General features: G+C 69.8%; 13 protein-coding genes. 8 read left to right on the forward strand and 5 right to left on the reverse strand.

The window, feature by feature from the left end; all coding sequences use genetic code 11:
* Positions 1–2,312: transglycosylase domain-containing protein (locus ON43_RS34345; RefSeq protein ID WP_051179620.1), on the forward strand; the 2,312-nt coding region annotated here is incomplete at its 5' end.
* A 90-nt stretch (positions 2,313–2,402) separates the two neighbouring features.
* Positions 2,403–4,025 (forward strand): glycosyltransferase family 87 protein, encoded by a 1,623-nt coding sequence (locus ON43_RS34350; protein ID WP_040814324.1) that lies wholly within the window; start codon positions 2,403–2,405, stop codon positions 4,023–4,025.
* On the opposite strand, the gene ON43_RS34355 is transcribed toward ON43_RS34350, so the two are convergent.
* Positions 4,022–5,416: a TerD family protein gene (locus ON43_RS34355; RefSeq protein ID WP_040814299.1), complete on the reverse strand. Its 1,395-nt coding sequence runs from the start codon at positions 5,414–5,416 to the stop codon at positions 4,022–4,024. The genes ON43_RS34350 and ON43_RS34355 overlap by 4 nt on opposite strands.
* 111 nt (positions 5,417–5,527) lie before the next feature.
* On the opposite strand from ON43_RS34355, the gene ON43_RS34360 reads away from it, so the two are divergent.
* Genes ON43_RS34360 through ON43_RS34380 form a run of 5 tightly spaced genes read left to right on the forward strand, consistent with a single transcriptional unit; the run spans position 5,528 to position 9,372 of the window.
* Positions 5,528–6,259, forward strand: a complete 732-nt coding sequence (locus tag ON43_RS34360; protein WP_040814301.1) for a hypothetical protein — start codon at positions 5,528–5,530, stop codon at positions 6,257–6,259.
* An 18-nt stretch (positions 6,260–6,277) separates the two neighbouring features.
* Complete coding sequence (gene dhaK / locus ON43_RS34365; protein ID WP_040814303.1) at positions 6,278–7,279, forward strand: dihydroxyacetone kinase subunit DhaK; 1,002 nt, start codon at positions 6,278–6,280, stop codon at positions 7,277–7,279.
* On the forward strand, positions 7,279–7,893 hold the full coding sequence (gene dhaL, locus ON43_RS34370; protein ID WP_040814326.1) for a dihydroxyacetone kinase subunit DhaL: 615 nt from the start codon (positions 7,279–7,281) through the stop codon (positions 7,891–7,893). The genes dhaK and dhaL overlap by 1 nt, the downstream gene beginning before the upstream one ends.
* Positions 7,890–8,633 carry a dihydroxyacetone kinase phosphoryl donor subunit DhaM gene (gene dhaM / locus ON43_RS34375; protein ID WP_040814306.1) on the forward strand — a complete coding sequence of 248 codons (744 nt, stop codon included), beginning with the start codon at positions 7,890–7,892 and terminating at the stop codon, positions 8,631–8,633. Before dhaL ends, dhaM begins: the two co-directional genes overlap by 4 nt.
* Entirely contained in the window at positions 8,614–9,372 is a 759-nt protein-coding gene (locus tag ON43_RS34380) for an isocitrate lyase/PEP mutase family protein (protein ID WP_174416522.1), read from the forward strand. Before dhaM ends, ON43_RS34380 begins: the two co-directional genes overlap by 20 nt.
* Positions 9,373–9,396: 24 nt before the next feature.
* On the opposite strand, the gene ON43_RS34385 is transcribed toward ON43_RS34380, so the two are convergent.
* The 4 genes from ON43_RS34385 to ON43_RS34400 all read right to left on the reverse strand — a co-directional run bounded on the left by ON43_RS34385 (position 9,397) and on the right by ON43_RS34400 (position 15,213).
* Positions 9,397–10,197, reverse strand: coding sequence for an HAD family hydrolase (locus tag ON43_RS34385; RefSeq protein WP_040814310.1), 801 nt, complete (start codon positions 10,195–10,197; stop codon positions 9,397–9,399).
* 15 nt (positions 10,198–10,212) lie between these two features.
* Positions 10,213–12,762 carry a phosphoribosyltransferase gene (locus tag ON43_RS34390; protein WP_245568868.1) on the reverse strand — a complete coding sequence of 850 codons (2,550 nt, stop codon included), beginning with the start codon at positions 12,760–12,762 and terminating at the stop codon, positions 10,213–10,215.
* Complete coding sequence (locus tag ON43_RS34395) at positions 12,759–13,916, reverse strand: HpcH/HpaI aldolase/citrate lyase family protein (RefSeq protein WP_040814331.1); 1,158 nt, start codon at positions 13,914–13,916, stop codon at positions 12,759–12,761. Before ON43_RS34395 ends, ON43_RS34390 begins: the two co-directional genes overlap by 4 nt.
* A 94-nt stretch (positions 13,917–14,010) precedes the next feature.
* Complete coding sequence (locus ON43_RS34400) at positions 14,011–15,213, reverse strand: hypothetical protein (RefSeq protein WP_157514281.1); 1,203 nt, start codon at positions 15,211–15,213, stop codon at positions 14,011–14,013.
* Between the two features lie 216 nt (positions 15,214–15,429).
* On the opposite strand from ON43_RS34400, the gene ON43_RS34405 reads away from it, so the two are divergent.
* Positions 15,430–16,005, forward strand: coding sequence for a TerD family protein (locus tag ON43_RS34405; RefSeq protein WP_040814312.1), 576 nt, complete (start codon positions 15,430–15,432; stop codon positions 16,003–16,005).
* Positions 16,006–16,059: the final 54 nt, after the last annotated feature.

Raw genomic sequence — 16,059 nt, forward strand, 5'->3', positions numbered from 1 at the left:
CCCGGCGTCCGCAGGGCGGCACCCCGTCGGGTCCGCCGCCGCGGCGGCCCGGGGGCAACGGCTCCGGCGGTGGCGGCGGCAAGGGCGCGCCGAAGAAGAAGAGTTCGGTGTGGCGGATAGTCCGTCGCGTCATCTACCTCGGCATGGCGCTGTTGTTCGGCGGCATGAGCACCGTCTTCCTGTACGCGTATTCGACGGTGAACGTGCCGCAGCCCGGCGACCTGAAGAACAATCAGGTGGCCACCATTTTCATGGCCGACGGCACCTCGGTGCTGGCGAAAGTCATTCCGCCGGAGGGCAACCGGACCGATGTAACGATCGATCAGATTCCGCCGCACGTGCGCAACGCCGTGATCGCCGCGGAGGACCGCTCGTTCTACACCAATCCCGGCTTCTCGATCCAGGGCTTCGGGCGCGCCTTCGTCGGTCAGCTGACCGGCAATTCCAGCGCCGGTGGTGGTTCGACGATCACCCAGCAGTACGTGAAGAACGCGATGGTCGGCAACGAGCACTCGCTCACCCGCAAGCTGCGTGAGCTGGTGATCTCGGCCAAGATGGCCAAGCAGTGGTCCAAGGACCAGATCCTGGCCGCGTATCTGAACACCATCTACTTCGGCCGCGGCGCGTACGGCATCGACGCGGCGTCCAAGGCGTACTTCAACAAGCCGGTGCAGGAGCTGACGGTGGCCGAGGGCGCGGTGCTGGCCGCGACCATTCAGCAGCCGTCGAATCTGGATCCGGAGAAGAATCCCGAGGGCGCCCAGACCCGTTGGAAATACGTGCTGGACGGCATGGTCGACGGCGGCAATCTGTCTGCGGCCGATCGGCAGAGCATGCAGTACCCCGCCGTGATCCCGGCCGCGCAGGCGCAGAAGGACAAGACGCTGGACGCCGGTCCGGAGGGCCTGATCAAGACCCAGGTGCTCAAGGAGCTCGAGGCCGCGGGCATCAGCGAGCACGAGATGAACACCGAGGGTCTGCAGATCACCACGACCATCGATCAGAAGGCGCAGCAGGCCGCGGTGGACGCGGTCAACAAGGTGATGGACGGCGAGCCCGAGAAGCTGCGCACGGCCGTGGTGTCGGTGGATCCGAAGACCGGTGCGGTGCGCGCCTACTACGGCGGCTCCGACGGCCAGGGCCTCGACTACGCGAATTCGGGCCTGCCGCCGGGTTCCTCGTTCAAGGTGTTCGGCCTGGCCGAGAACCTGGAGCTGGGCAAGCCGCTCTCGACGCTCTACGACTCCTCGCCGGTCGAGGTGCACGGCATCAAGATCACCAACGTCGAGGGTGAGCAGTGCGGCATGTGCACCATCGCCGAGGCCCTCAAGCGCTCGCTGAACACCAGCTTCTACCGCATGGAGCTGGACATGCCGGGCAACGGCCCGCAGAAGATCGCCGATATGGCGCACAAGCTGGGCATCCCGCAGAACATTCCGGGCGTGGGCAAGTCGCTCACCGAGCCGGACGGCAGCGGCCCCAACAACGGCATCGTGCTGGGCCAGTACCAGGTGCGCCCGCTGGACATGGCCTCCGCGTACGCCACGCTGGCCGCCTCGGGCATGTACCGCGCGCCGCATTTCGTACAGAAGGTCACCACCTCCGACGGCACCGTGCTGCTCGACCGCGGCGAGACCGCGGGCGAACAGCGGGTCTCGCCCGCGGTGGCGGACAACGTGACCGACGCGATGAAGCCCATCGCGGCCTGGTCGCGCAAGCACGACCTGGCCGGCGGCCGGCTCTCGGCCACCAAGACCGGTACCAACCAGCTCGGCGACACCGGCGAGAACCGCGACTCCTGGATGGTCGGCTACACACCGTCGCTGTCCACCGCGGTCTGGGTGGGCACCGACAACGGTGAGAAGCTGCGAAACGCCAACGGCGGCATGATCTACGGTTCCGGACTGCCCGCCGACATCTGGAAGGCCACCATGGACGGCGCCCTCAAGGGCACGCCCAACGAGAACTTCCCGAAGCCGGGCACCATCGGCGGCCAGGCCGGTGTGCCGTCCTGGAGCGCGCCGTACACGCCCGCGCCGACCACCGAGCAGCAGGTGCTGCCGCCGGTGATCACCCAGAGCCAGGTCGAGATCCTGCCGGGCATCACCATCCCGGTGCCGGGTCTGGCGCCGAATCCGAACAATCAGCGGCAGTCGAATCCGCAGACGCAGCAGCAGGATCCGGGGACCGGGCCGATGTCCGGGCAGCCGGTGGCGCCGGCCGACGGATCCTCACCCACGACGTCGCCCAATGGCGGAGGCGGTAATGGGAACGGCAATGGCAATGGGAACGGCACACGGCCGACTCGGTAGCCTGCTGCCGTGATCGAGCAGGACTTGGTGCACCGGCCGGCCGCCCCAGGCGTGCCGGCCGGTGACACGCTGAAGCCGGGGGAGGCAGCGGTGAAAGACGCTCGCGCACTGCAGGATGCGCACGCGGGACGCGAGGTGGTCTATGTTTCGCCGGAACCGCTGGCGGCGGATCTGCGCTCGGCCGACGATCGGGACAAGCCCAGTCGCACCGATGCGCTGACCGCGCAGCTGGCCGATCTGATCGGCGGGCCGGTCGGCGATCACGCGGTGATCGGCCGCGCCCGCTTCTGGACGCCCATGCGCGTGATGATGGCGTTCGCGGTGCTGTTCCTGGCCCTCAGCTGGTTCGGCAAGGCGGGCTGCATCCAGCAGCGGCCGATCGACGGCGTGATGGGGCTGGACTGGAACAACGGCCGCCAGTACACCGCCATGTGCTACTCGGACACGGTGCCGCTCTACGGCGCCGAGCACCTCAACGAGGGCGCGTTCCCGTACAAGAAGCGGTGGGTGGAGTACAGCGACGGCCAGCCGCAGGTCCGGTACATGGAGTATCCGGTGCTGTCGGGCCTGTACCAGTACGCCGCCATGGGAATCGCCAAGGCGTGGAAGCTGTCCCCGCTGCCCGGGCACACCGCCCTCGAGGTGGTCATCTACTTCGACGTGGTGGCCCTGGGACTGTCGATGGCCTGGCTGGTCACCATCTGGGCGACCGCGCTGTCGGCGGGCCGGCGGGTCTGGGATGCCGCGCTGATGGCGTTGTCGCCCTTGGTACTCGTGCACGCGTTCACCAATTTCGACGCGCTGGCAACGGCTTTCGCGGCCGGCGGGCTGCTGGCCTGGGCGCGCCGGCGGCCGGTGCTGGCGGGCGTGCTGCTGGGACTGGGCGGTGCCGCGAAGCTGTATCCGCTACTGCTGCTGGGGCCGATCCTGATCCTGTGCCTGCGCGCCGAGCGGCTCGACGTGGACGAGTCGATGTGGGGCGGCATCCGGCCGCTGCGGGCGGCGGGCGGCGCGATCGCGGCGGCGGCGATCACCTGGCTGGCGGTGAACGCGCCCATCGCGGCGCTGTACCCGAAGGGCTGGTGGGAGTTCGTCCGGCTCAACAAGGATCGGCACGCGGACCCGGATTCGATCTACAACGTGATCACCTCGTTCACCGGCTGGACCGGATTCGACGGGGTGCTGAGCCCGCAGCGGACGCCGTGGCTGCTCAATCAGATTTCGCTGCTGCTGTTCGTCCTGGCCTGCGTGGGCATCGCCTGGATGGGGCTGACCGCGGCGCGGCGGCCCCGGCTGGCGCAGCTGGTGTTCCTGGTGGTGGCGGCGTTCCTGCTCACCAACAAGGTGTGGAGCCCGCAGTATTCGCTGTGGCTGGTGCCGCTGGCGGTGCTGGCCCTGCCGCATCGCCGAATCCTGTTGGCGTGGATGACAATCGACGCGCTGGTGTGGGTGCCACGCATGTTCTACTACCTGGGCCCCGACCACAAGGGCCTGCCCGAGCAGTGGTTCACCGGCGCGGTCGTGCTGCGCGATCTCGCGGTGATCGGCCTGTGCGTGCTGGTGATCCGCCAGATCTACCGGCCCGGCGCGGATCCGGTGCGCCGGGACGGGATCGACGATCCGGGAGGCGGCATTCTCAACCGCGCCCCGGATCCCCAGAACCCTTGGCTGCCACCCATTCTGCGGCCGCGGCAGCCCGTCCCCGCCGCTTAGAGGAACCGCCCCAGCTGCGGCACCGCTTCGCCGGGATGCTTGGCCTGGATGCCCTCGCCGAGGGCTTCCATCTTCCAATCCGCGCCCGGCGCGGTGCGATACAGCTTCGCCATGACGATGCCCGTGAAGGGCATGCCGCCCGCGAGGGTGTAGCGCGCCATCTCCTTGTTGGTCGCGCTGTCGACCAGGCGGCAGTAGGCGTTGGCGACCTGTTCGAAGGTGTGGCCCTTGTAGGAGGTCACGATGAAGACCAGCGCGTTGACCCGCTCGTTGATGCGGGTGAGGTCGACCAGGATCTGCTCGTCGTCACCGTCCCCCTCACCGGTCAGGTTGTCGCCCTGGTGCCGGATGGACCCGTCCTTGGAGGTGAGGCCACCGTAGTAGACGACATCTACCGGATTGCCGCCCGAGAACATGACGACCGAGGCGTCCAGATCCACGTCCACGGTCTTGTTGCCGAACATGCCGCCGCGCTTGACCGGATCCCAGCCCAGGCCCATCTGCACGTACCCGAGCGCGGCCCCGCCCTGCTTGCGCAGGTTGACGCGCTGACCCTTGACCAGGCTGACCGGATGGTTGGCCGGCAGGTCCGCGACCTCCTGGACCGGCGGCGGCGCGGGGGCGGGCTGCTGGTAGCCCGGCGGCGGCGGATACGACTGTCCCTGGGACTGATACCCCACGCCCGTGGGCGGCGGCGGGTAGCCCGTGTTGGGCGGCGGCGGGGGCGGGGGATAGCCGGTGCCCGCGGCGAACTGGTCGACCGGCGGCGGGTAGCCACCGGTCGGGGCGTAGTTGCCGTCGGGCGCGGGGGCCGGGTAGCCGGTGGGCGCGGCCGGAACCGGTTGCGGCGCGGCCGGAACCGGCTGGGGCGCGGCTTGCGCGGCATCGTCGTCGACCTTCACGCCGTGGTCGGTGACCAGCGCGGCGAACCCGCCCGCGTAGCCCTGGCCGACGGCGCGGACCTTCCAGTCGCCCTGACGGCGGTACAACTCCAGTGCGATGACGATAGATTCGGTGCTGAGCCCCTCGATCCGATACTCGTACAACGCGTTTCCGGCCCCGTCGCTGACGACGGCGACCGGCGGGGACAACCGTCCGAAGCTGCCGGTGGCGTCATCGAGGGTGATCACGGCCCGAAGCTGTTCGATATCAGCGGGAATCGCGCTCAACGACACCCCGAGCACGGCGGGCTGCCCGGGCGCACCGGGCCGCAACTGCACACCGGGACCCGAGGGCTGGTTGAAGAAGATGAAATCGGCGTCGGTGCGTACCTTGCCGGCGGCGGTGACCAGCAGCGCGGACAGGTCCGCGGGCGCGGCCACCTGCACGCTGATCACCAGATCATGGACGTTCAGAGGACCGTTCTGGCCCTTCACCAAAACTGCGGACAAGATCGACCCTTCGCTTGTCGGTGCTGTCGCTGCCACTCTACGAGAACTCGGCGACACGAGCCCCGGCGGCGATTAACGGCCAGCGCGCGCGGGCGTGGCAGTATCGGCGGAGTGAGCGACGGTGAAGTCGATCCCGTGGAAGCGCACGAACAGTATCTGCGCGCCTTCCGGCATCCGGCCGTGTCCCGGGATCAGCTGCGTGACCTGCTCGATGCCGTGAACGCGTTCCTGGACACCATCACACCCAAGGACGGCGAGTTCGTCCCGCGCGGCGGCTGGGCGCCGGCCTCGACGGCCATGGCCTTCCAGATCGGCCGGGCGGTCGAGCAGGTGCTGTCCGAGCGTGAGGACGCCGATCGGGAGCTGGTGCGCCGCCGCGATATTCGCGACCGCCTGGTGGCCGCCCTGGACGCGGTGCTGGACTGCCTGCGCACCCTGCCCGAACTGGCCGAGACCGAGGTGAAGCTGGGCACGGTCTGCGTGAACGAGGGCTTCCAGGTCTACGAGGACGGTTCGGTGCGCACCACGCCCGCGCAGGAGATCGGCGCGGAACCGGGTCTGCTGGAACGCCGCCGGGCCGAGCTGGACGAGCAGATGACCGCGGCGGTCGCGGCCCGCACCGGGCTGGTGGAGGACACCACCGATCTGATCCGGGAGCGGCTGGGCGTGGCGGAGGTGGGGATTCCGTGGGTGATCCTGGCCGCGACCCGGGGCGGCCTGGATGTCTCCGAGCCGTTCGAGTTCGCCGCCGAACACCTACCCGACTGTGAATTACGGGATTTGATGGTGCAATTGGTGACCGACATCGAATTGGCCCGCACCCTGGAGGAACCTGCGGAATAACTCGAGAGAGGCGATTCGGTGAAGAAGCTCATCAACGATCCGGCCGAGGTGGTGGATGCCGCGCTGGCGGGTATGGCGGCGGCGCATCCGGAGCTGCGGGTGGATGTCAAACAGCGGATCGTGGTGCGCGGGGACGCGCCGGTGCCCGGGAAGGTGGGGCTGGTGTCCGGCGGCGGGTCCGGGCACGAGCCGCTGCACGGGGGCTTCGTCGGGCTGGGCATGCTGGACGCCGCGTGCCCGGGCGAGATCTTCACCTCGCCGGTGCCCGATCAGATCCAGGCCGCCACCGCGGCGGTGGACGCCGGGGCGGGCGTGCTGCACATCGTGAAGAACTACACCGGCGATGTCATGAACTTCGACATGGCCGCCGAGCTGGCCGCCGCCGAGACCGGCATCGAGGTGCGCTCGGTGGTGGTGAACGACGATGTGGCGGTGCAGGACAGCCTCTACACGGCCGGGCGGCGCGGGGTGGGCGCGACAGTGATCCTGGAGAAGATGGCGGGCGCGGCCGCCGAACAGGGCCGGCCGCTGGCGGAGGTGGCGCGCATCGCCGAGGCGGTGAACGCGAATTCGCGCAGCATGGGCATGGCGCTGACCTCGTGCACGGTCCCGGCGGTCGGGCATCCGACCTTCGAACTGGGCGAGAACGAGATGGAGATCGGCGTCGGCATCCACGGCGAGCCGGGCCGGCTGCGACTGCCGCTGGCCCCGGCGCGGGATGTGGCGCAGCTGCTGCTGGAGCCGATCCTCGCGGATCTGCCCTTCGCACAGGGCGATCGGGTGCTGTGCTTCCTCAATGGCATGGGCGGTACACCGCTGATCGAGCTGTATCTGATGTTCGACGAGGTGTCGCGGCTGCTGGGCGGGCACGGGATCCGCATCGAGCGATCCCTGGTCGGCCCGTACATCACCTCGCTCGAGATGGCGGGCTGCTCGATCACGCTGACCAGGCTCGACGAGGAGCTGACCGGGCTGTGGGACGCGCCCGTGCGGACTCCGGCACTGCGGTGGGGCATCTGATGGCCGCCGTGGACGCGGCCGCGTGGGTGCGCGGATTCGCGGCGCTGGTGGACGGGCACGCGACGGAGCTGACGGCGCTGGACGCGGCCATCGGTGATGCCGACCACGGCACGAACATGCAGCGCGGCATGGCGGCGGCCGTTGCGGCGCTGGATGATTCGGCCCCGGCGACGCCCGCCGAGGTGTGCAAGCAGACGGCCATGGTGTTGATCCGCACGGTCGGCGGAGCCAGCGGGCCGCTGTTCGGGACCTTCTTCCTGCGCTTCGCCGGTGCCGTCGAGGGCGGGGAGATCGCCGATTTCGCGCGCGCCTTCCGGGCCGGGCTGGAGGGTGTGATCGCCCGCGGCAAGGCCGAACCCGGGGACAAGACCATGGTGGACGCCTTGGGTCCGGCGGCGGACGCGCTGGACAAGCAGGTCGCCGGGGGCGCGTCGGCGCACGATGCGCTGACGGCCGCGGTGGCGGCCGCCGACGCCGGACGGGACGCGACCACGCCGCTGGTGGCCCGCAAGGGCCGTGCCTCGTACCTCGGCGAACGCAGTGCGGGACACCAGGATCCGGGTGCGACGAGCGCCGCGCTGCTGGTGCGGGCAGCGCTGGAGGCGCTGCGTTGATCGGCCTGGTGGTGGTGTCGCACAGCCGGGCGCTGGCCGAGGCGGCGGTGGCGCTGGCCGCCGGGCTGCTGCCCGAGCAGGGCGTGGCGGTCCGGATCGCGGCCGGACTGCACGACAATGAGCTGGGGACCGATGCCGTCGCGGTGGCCGATGCCATCACCGCCGCCGATTCCGGGGACGGCGTGCTGGTGCTGATGGATCTGGGCAGCGCGGTGCTGTCCGCCGAGACCGCATTGGATCTGCTCGAATCGCCTGTCGAGGTGAAACTTTCGGCCGCGCCGCTGGTGGAGGGCCTGCTGTCGGCGTTGGCCGCGGCGGGCGGCGGGGCGGATCTGGCGACGGTCGCGCGGGAGGCGGAGGGCGCGCTCGCGGCCAAACGGGCCCAGCTCGGCGAATCCGCCGATGCCGCAGTCGGAAACGATCCACAGTTGTCCACAGGTGTGAAGCCTGTGGATGATTCGGTCACCGAAACTTTCGAGGTCACCAACGAGCACGGCCTGCACGCCCGCCCGGCCGCCGAATTGGTCGCGGAACTCCGGAAATTCGATGCCACCGTGCGCTTGCGCAATGCCACCACCGGCGCGGGCCCGGTGCCCGGTGACAGCCTGACCAGGGTGCTCACCCTCGGCGTCCTGCCCGGCCAGCTGCTCGAGGTGAGCGCGACCGGACCCGACGCGGCCGAGGTGGTCGCCAAAGTCCGCGCCCTGAACCAGAATCGAGATCATGACCAACCTCGGTGAGAAAGCAACCACCTTCCTCGAACTGCACCAGCCCGGCAATCCGGTGATCGTGCCGACGGTCTGGGACGCCTGGTCCGCGAAGCTGGTGCAGGAGGCCGGTTTCCGGGCCCTGACCATCGGCAGCCACCCGCTCGCCGATTCCATGGGCAAGCGGGACCAGGAGGGCATGACCCTGGCCGACGTGCTGGCGCGGGTCGCGGAAATCACGGCGGCCGTGGACATTCCGGTCTCGGTCGATCTGGAGTCGGGTTACGCCCAGAAGCCCGCCACCATCATCGAAGGCCTGCTCGAGGCCGGGGCCGTCGGCTTCAATATCGAGGACACAGTGCACAGCGAGGGCGGGCGGCTGCGCGCCCCGCAGGAACACGCCGACCTGGTCTCCGAGCTGCGCGCGGCCGCGGACGCCACCGGCGTGCACGTGGTGGTGAACGCGCGCACCGACGTCTTCATGCGTCCCGACACCGGCACTCCGGAGGAGCGGCTCGAGAGCGCGCTCACCCGCATGCGGCTGGCCGCCGAGGCGGGCGCGGACGTGCTGTATCCGGTGGGCCGCCACGAACCGGACGTGCAGCGCACCCTGACCGCCGAGCTGCCGCGCCCGATCAATGCCATCGGCATCCCGGATCAGGGCTCCCCCGCCTATTTCGCCGAACTCGGTGTGGCCCGGGTCAGTTTCGGGCCGTTCCTGCAGCGCGCGCTGACCGCGGCGGCCAATAGGCTGCTGGCCGGCTGGCGCTGATCAGGCCCCGGGCGTCCGGGTCGTTCAGGCCCGGACGCCGAGGAAGTAATCGAGGATCTCCTCGGAGGCGTGGATGCCCGACGCCGCGGTGACCACCACTCCGGGGTGGTTCCAGTTGCTCTGCTCGAGTTCACCGTGGCGGGGCCGGATGGCGGCGTCGGCGGTGCGCAGCATCTCGGCGTCCAGCGCACCGTCGCCGGCGGCCAGCAGCCGCGAATCCGGGTGCAGCTCACCGGCGTCCAGCATGCGACGCCGGACCTCGTGCACCGCATGGCTTTTGCACACCGGCAACGGCATGGTGTAGATCTTGCGCCCCTGCCGGGACGCGGACCAGCCGCGCGGGCGGCACCAGGCGTCCCATTCGGCGAGGAAGCCGTCGGGCAGTCGCTCGAGGTCGACGACCAGGTAGACGAACAGGTCGTCCGCCTCGCGCAGCTTCAGCGCGAACGACTCGTCCACGCGCGCCCGCAGTTCCGCGCGCACCTCGACCAGGCTGGCGCATTCGGCGCGCACCCGGGTGTCCAGCGCGGAGCGCCAGCGCCGGTCCGGCAGGCCGTTGCGCAGGATGGTGCCGCCATTGCTGGTGACGGCGTAGGGCCAGGGCGCGCCCGGCAGCCGCACCCGCTGGAACTGCTCGATGGTGCGGGTGGTGACCGGCACCAGCGCCGCCGCCGAGGCCAGCGCGCCGAGCTGTTTGGTCGCCGCCACGGTCATGTACGAGATTTCCCGGCCGTCGAGGTGTTCCACACACACCGTCTCCGGCTCCGCCGGCCCGAAGGCCGCCCGTGAGTAGATCACGGTCCGATCCAGATCGGTCGCCACCATCACCCCGCGCACCAGTTACCCCTTCACGTCCTTGATCAACCCCATACAGGAATACGCCAAATCGGGCACGACCTCGACCGGCACGCCGCGCGAGCGCGCCAGCAGCCGAATGTGGGCGTGCTCGGGCGCGTCCGCCTCGCGCACCAGCACCCGCCACGGCACCCGCCGCAACAGCACCCGGGTCGTCTCGCCCACACCGGGCTTGACGAAGTTCACGCTGGCGATCCCGTACGCGGCACGCACCCGCTCCACCGAGTCCCAGCCCGCCCAGGTCGGCGTGCGATCGGCGGCCAGCAGCTCGCGAACCCGGTCGGCCACCAGCGGCCGCACCCGGTCGAAGCAGCCGCTCACCGCGTCCAGGAGGCGACCCGACACATCCTGATCGGCCAGTTCCCGATAGAACTTGGCCCCGTGGAACTGCCCCGGCCCGATCAGGTCCCGGTTCAGCACCGTCCTCGAAACCAGTCCCGACACAGTGGAATTCAGGCACGCGGACGCGATGAGGAAATCGTCGCGGGTACCGAAGGTGCGCACGCAGCCGCCCGGATCGGCGAGCACCGCCAGCTCGGGATCGAATCGCGCCCCGCCCGCCGCGTGATACGCCGCCAGCGCCTCGGCGAGCTCGTGCGTGATCGCGCCCTTGCCGGTCCACCCGTCCACGAAGACGACCTTCGCCGGGTCATGATGGCGCGCAAGATAATCCAACGCCACGGAATCGATCCCGCGATCGCGCACGATCGACACTGCATAGTGCGGCACCTCGATGCCCCGCTCCCCCAGCCAGCGCCGCATCAACACCCCGATCGGCGTCCCCGCCCGCGCCAACGACACCAGCACGATATCGGTCCCGCGTTCGGCGACAACGAGTTCCGTCACCGTCGCCACCGCCAGCGCCAACCGCTCGGCACTCTCCGCCAGCACCGTCTCGAACAACTCCCGATAGGCGGCATCCGGCTGATACTCCACCGGCAGCGACTCCGCGTAATGCGCCACCCCCGCCTGAATCCGCTGCTCCCGCTCCGCCACATCGGCTTCCAGCGCCACCCCCGACAGATCCGTCAGCAGCCACGCCACCTCATCCCGCCCATACGACCCGAATTCGGGGCCGTACAGCGGCTCCGGTAGCGCGTTTGCCTCCGGAGTCACCGGCGGCGGGTCCGATTGCGCCAGGCGCGCGGCGGCGAGAGCGCGTGGATCCGCGGCCGCCAGCACCGCGAGCACCACGTCGGCGCCCGAAGCGGTCAGGACGTCGATGAGTCCGCCTGCGGCCGTGAGCCGTTCGGTATCGGCGGGCTGATCGGCCACCACCAGCAGGACCGGCTCGGCAGCGGCGTGCACGGGTTCCGGCCATTGCGCGTTGTACAGGAAGCGCGGCGCCTCCTCGCCGAGTTCCGGTGCGGTGAACCGGAATCCGCGTCGCAACGGGTAGCCGGGCTCGTCCAGCACGTACGCGGGGGAGCGCGTCGTGGTCTGGTAGCGGGTCGGGATACCGCCCTCGGCCAGCGCCGCCGCGATACGCAGCGGCAGGTACATGAGTTCCTCGTGGGCGATGACGATGACCGGGCGCGGGCGATCCGTAGCGGTTGGTGCCGTTGAGCGCATCGGCTCCGGCAGAGCCGCGAGCTCACCCGTCAGCGCGGTTACCGCGCGGGAGAGCGCCGCCTCGAAGAGCCCGGAGTCGGAGTTCAGGAAGCCGTGGCGGCCGCCCTCGGGAACCGCTTCCGGCCAGGACAATTCGACACGTGTGCAGCTGCCGCGCCGGTCGGCGACCGGGTTGAGGACCGGATCCGGCAGCTCGGAGACCGTCTCGATCAGATCCGTGGGCAGTACGGTGCTGCCGCTGGCGAGGCAGACGGTGTCGACGCGCGCGCCGAGGTCGGTGGCCGCGGCCTCGAAGGCACGGCGATCGGCTTCGGTGCGCATGTCCACCAGGGACGCGAGGATGTAGTGCGCGCGCGGTGTGTGGGCGTGCAGGGCGCGGATCGCGTCGATCGCCGTTGCGCCGGTGGAGATCTCGTCGTCCACCAGGACCATGGGCAGGTTGTTGCGGAAGATCGCGGCGGGCATGGGTTGCAGCAGGTGCGAGGTGGCGTGGGAATGGCCCTCCTCGAAGCCCGCGAGTGTCACCGCGCCGGGCGTGTCCCGGCGGGTGGAGTGCAGGTAGCAGTGTGCGCCGAGGCGCGCGGCGACGATATGCCCGAGCCCGGTGGCGGTTTCGGCGAAACCGAGCACCACGGCGGCCGGATCCTGCTCCGGCACAGCATCTTCCACGGCGAGCCCGGCGACAAGCACCTCGCGCACCAGATCACCGAGCCGGTTTCCGGCGTCGAGGACGCGGTGCGGGTCGGTGGGGAGGTGTTTGCCCAGGACCGTGGACACCAGTAGGTGGGCGCGGCGGGGGTTGCGGCGCAGGCCGGGTTCGATCAGGGCTTCGATGCGCCAATCGGGCTCGAGGAGAACGGAATCGGTGTGGCGGAGGGTGAGGCCGAGTTCGCGGGTGGCCCAGGGCTCGCGAACGGCCCACGGCTCGCGGCTCTGCTCCGGCAGGGTGGCGTCGGTGGTCACGATTCGACCAGGGCCTTGAGCAGGTCCACGAAGGAGACTCCTTTGTTCGCTACGCCGAAAACCTTGGCGCGCAGCATGATGTGATGCGCCCAGCTGCGGTGCGGGCGCATCTCGTTCATCTTGTTGCGGTACTCGGAGGCGGCCACGCCACCGGCACCGGTGCTCAGGATGTCGAGGGCGTCCGCGTATTCCTCGTGGGTGACGATCGACAGCGCGTGCACGACCGCCACATGCGAGGGATGAATGACGGTCTTGCCCTGGATGCCGTTGGCGCGGTCCAGGGTGATCTCCCGCAGCAGCCCGTCCAGATCGCGGCTGACCAGCGACTGCCGGAAGCGCACGGCATCACTGTCGGCGAACGGCGAGGTGCGCAGCAGCGGCCGGAACATGCGGGCGTGGTCGGCGAAGTACTCCCACACCGGCCCGGTGATGGTGAACCCGGTGCCGTCGGCGCGGCCCAGGTAGTTGACGATGTCGGCGATGACGTCGGCGACCACGCGCACGTCGTAGATGGTGAGCTCGCGGTCACGGCGAATGCCGAAGGTGGAGCACATATCCGTGGCCCCGATGCGCACGGCCAGCACCCGGTCGCGGTGTTCGGCCAGCAGCTCACCGATCGCGCGCAGTTCGGTGTCCCGGGTCTCGCGGTGCACCAGCGCGGGCGACTCCAGCACCGGCATCCCGAAGATGGTGCGCCCCAGCCGATCCGAGGCCGCGGCGACGGCGCGCAGGTAGGGCTCGGCGCGGGCGCTGTCGAATTTGGGCAGCACGAATCCGGTCAGCGCCGCCGCGCCGGGCCCGATCCGCTCGGCGATCTCGGCGATGCTCTCCGGGTCGCGGACGCGCACGAACAGCAGCGGATGCGATTCGCCGCTGTCGGCCAATTCGTCGAGAGTCCTTGCGGCCTGCCATTTTCCGTCCTCGACGGCGTGGTCGGCGACGGCGTCCTCGAGGTCGATGACCATCGAGCACACCCCACGTTGGGCGCGGCGCGCGATGGTGGCGGTGAGATCGGGGCGGGTGGCGGGGACGTAGAGGGTGGCGCCCAGCGCCATGGCCAGCAGCTCGCGATCGCGGGAGCCGCCGAATGCCTCGGGCTCGCGGTGGAACAGTCGCCGCAGTTCCGGGCCCGGTACCTGCCGGAAGTGCCGCAGCGGCACATGTTTCCGCAGGGAGACGGGGGCGACACCCGGATCGCTGGTGATCGTCGCGGTCATCGGTGTGGCCGTCCTCCTGCTGACTTGCTGGCTATCTGTCGGTATTTCTCATGCGCTCGACCACTCCGGCGACGAACGCGGAGATGGCGTCGAGTTCGGACACGTAGGCCCAGTAGTCGGGATGGCGTCCGGTCAGGCCCGCACCGGCCCGGTCCAGGCGTTCGGCCTGGGCGTCGAGCACCGAACCCCATTGCGGGACCACGCCCTTGTTGACGGCCAGCATCTGGGCGTCGCGCAGTTTGAAGCGGACGGCCTTGGCGCGTTCGGCGGGTTGCTCGCGGACCTGCCGCAGCAGGGCGAGCCGATCGGTGACGGCCTCGGCGCGCTCCTCGGCGGTGGCGAGGTGGGCGCGGGCGGTGGTGGTCAGGTCGAGCGCTTCCTCCGGGTCGTGGCTGGCAAGGGCGGCCCGGGCGCGGGTCAGATCCGCGTCGGCGGCCGCGACGGCCTCCCGGGCTTGACGCTCATTGTTGGCCAAATCGTTCGAGGACGCAGCCGCAAACTCGCGGAGCAGCGCCGACATGGCCGGGGCGACCCGCTCGAGCCGATTGCGCGCGGCATCGAGCCGGGTGGCCGCGGAGCTGATGGCGGTGGTGGCCGAATGCTGTTTTCCGGGAGCGGCTTCCAGCGCACCGGCCAATTCCTTGGTGAGGGTCTCGAGCCTGGTCGCGGCGTCGCGGGTGGCGCCCCCGGCCCCGGCGGCCACCGCCGCCTCGAGTGTGACGAGTCCCTCATCCACGGCGGCCGCGTATCGCCGGATCGACGGGTAGCCGGCATAGGGCGAGGCGTCGGCGGCCTGCCGCTGCTGGGCCGCCTGCGCGCGCACCTGCGCGACCAGTTGCGGCACCGAGCCGTAGACCGCGACCGCGTTCTCGAGGTGGGCCTGATTGCCGCGATAGAACTCGTCGACCCCGCGGGCGGCGTCGGCCAGGCCCCGGATCACGGTGTCGATCTCGGGCTGGGCGATCGTGCCGCCGTCGCGTTCGGCCTGGTCCAGACGGTCGTTGAGGGCCAGGTAGGCGCCCGACGCGCCATAGCAGCGGGCGCGCACGGGTTCCCAGCGCGCGGCCATGCCGCGATCGGGGAACAGAGCCGCGGACGCGGCGACGGCGGCCTCGGCGATGCTCTGCCGGCGATCCATGTCCAGGAAGGCGGTCGTCAGCACCTGCCGGGCCTGCTGCACCCATTCGTTGTTCCGGGGATTCGTCCGGAACCATCCGCGTCGACGGCCTGCCACGCCCCCGATGGTAAGAGAACGTTGACGAACGCCGCGACTGCGACGATGGAGTGTGTGAGTCTGTCCTATGACAGGCTGGTGACACCGTGTTCCCTTGGGCTTTACCTACCCAAGTCTTGGGGAAACCATTACTGTCGATGCGGCGGAACCGACATGCCGGACACGCCGTTGAGCAAAGTAACGCTGCAAACGCTTTACAACGGAAGGATTCCCACGATGGGTGTCAGTTTGTCCAAGGGCGGAAACGTTTCACTCACGAAGCAGGCTCCGAACCTGACCCAGGTGGCCGTCGGCCTCGGCTGGGACATCCGGACCACCACCGGCACCGACTTCGACCTCGACGCCAGCGCCATCGCCACCGGCGCCGACAAGAAGGCGCTGTCCGACAAGCACTTCGTGTTCTTCAACAACCTGCAGTCGCCGGAGGGCTCCATCGTCCACACGGGCGACAACCTCACCGGTGAGGGCGAGGGCGACGACGAGGTCATCAACATCGACCTGGCCAACACCCCGCCGGCCATCGAATCCATCTTCTTCCCGGTCTCGATCTACGACGCGGACTCGCGCGGCCAGAGCTTCGGCCAGGTGCGCAACGCCTACATCCGGGTCGTCGACCGCGCCAACGGGGCGGAGCTGGCCCGCTACGATCTGTCCGAGGACGCCTCCACCGAAACCGCCATGGTGTTCGGCGAGCTCTACCGCAACAATGGTGAGTGGAAGTTCCGCGCCATCGGCCAGGGCTACGCCTCCGGCCTCTCCGGCATCGCCCGGGACTTCGGCGTCAACGTCTGAATTCCATACCTAGCGACACGTTGAGGGCTCGGTCGCACGGGCCCTCTTCGTGTG

It is taken from the genome of Nocardia concava NBRC 100430, from assembly GCF_000308815.1.
GTDB classification, from domain to species: Bacteria; Actinomycetota; Actinomycetes; order Mycobacteriales; family Mycobacteriaceae; genus Nocardia; species Nocardia concava.

Excerpts from the sequence above, each read along its gene's own strand:
- ON43_RS34405 (WP_040814312.1), top strand. The coding sequence starts at position 15,430 with ATGGGTGTCAGTTTGTCCAAGGGCGGAAACGTTTCACTCACGAAGCAG.
- dhaL (WP_040814326.1), top strand. The coding sequence starts at position 7,279 with ATGGCCGCCGTGGACGCGGCCGCGTGGGTGCGCGGATTCGCGGCGCTG.
- ON43_RS34385 (WP_040814310.1), bottom strand. The coding sequence starts at position 10,197 with ATGGTGGCGACCGATCTGGATCGGACCGTGATCTACTCACGGGCGGCC.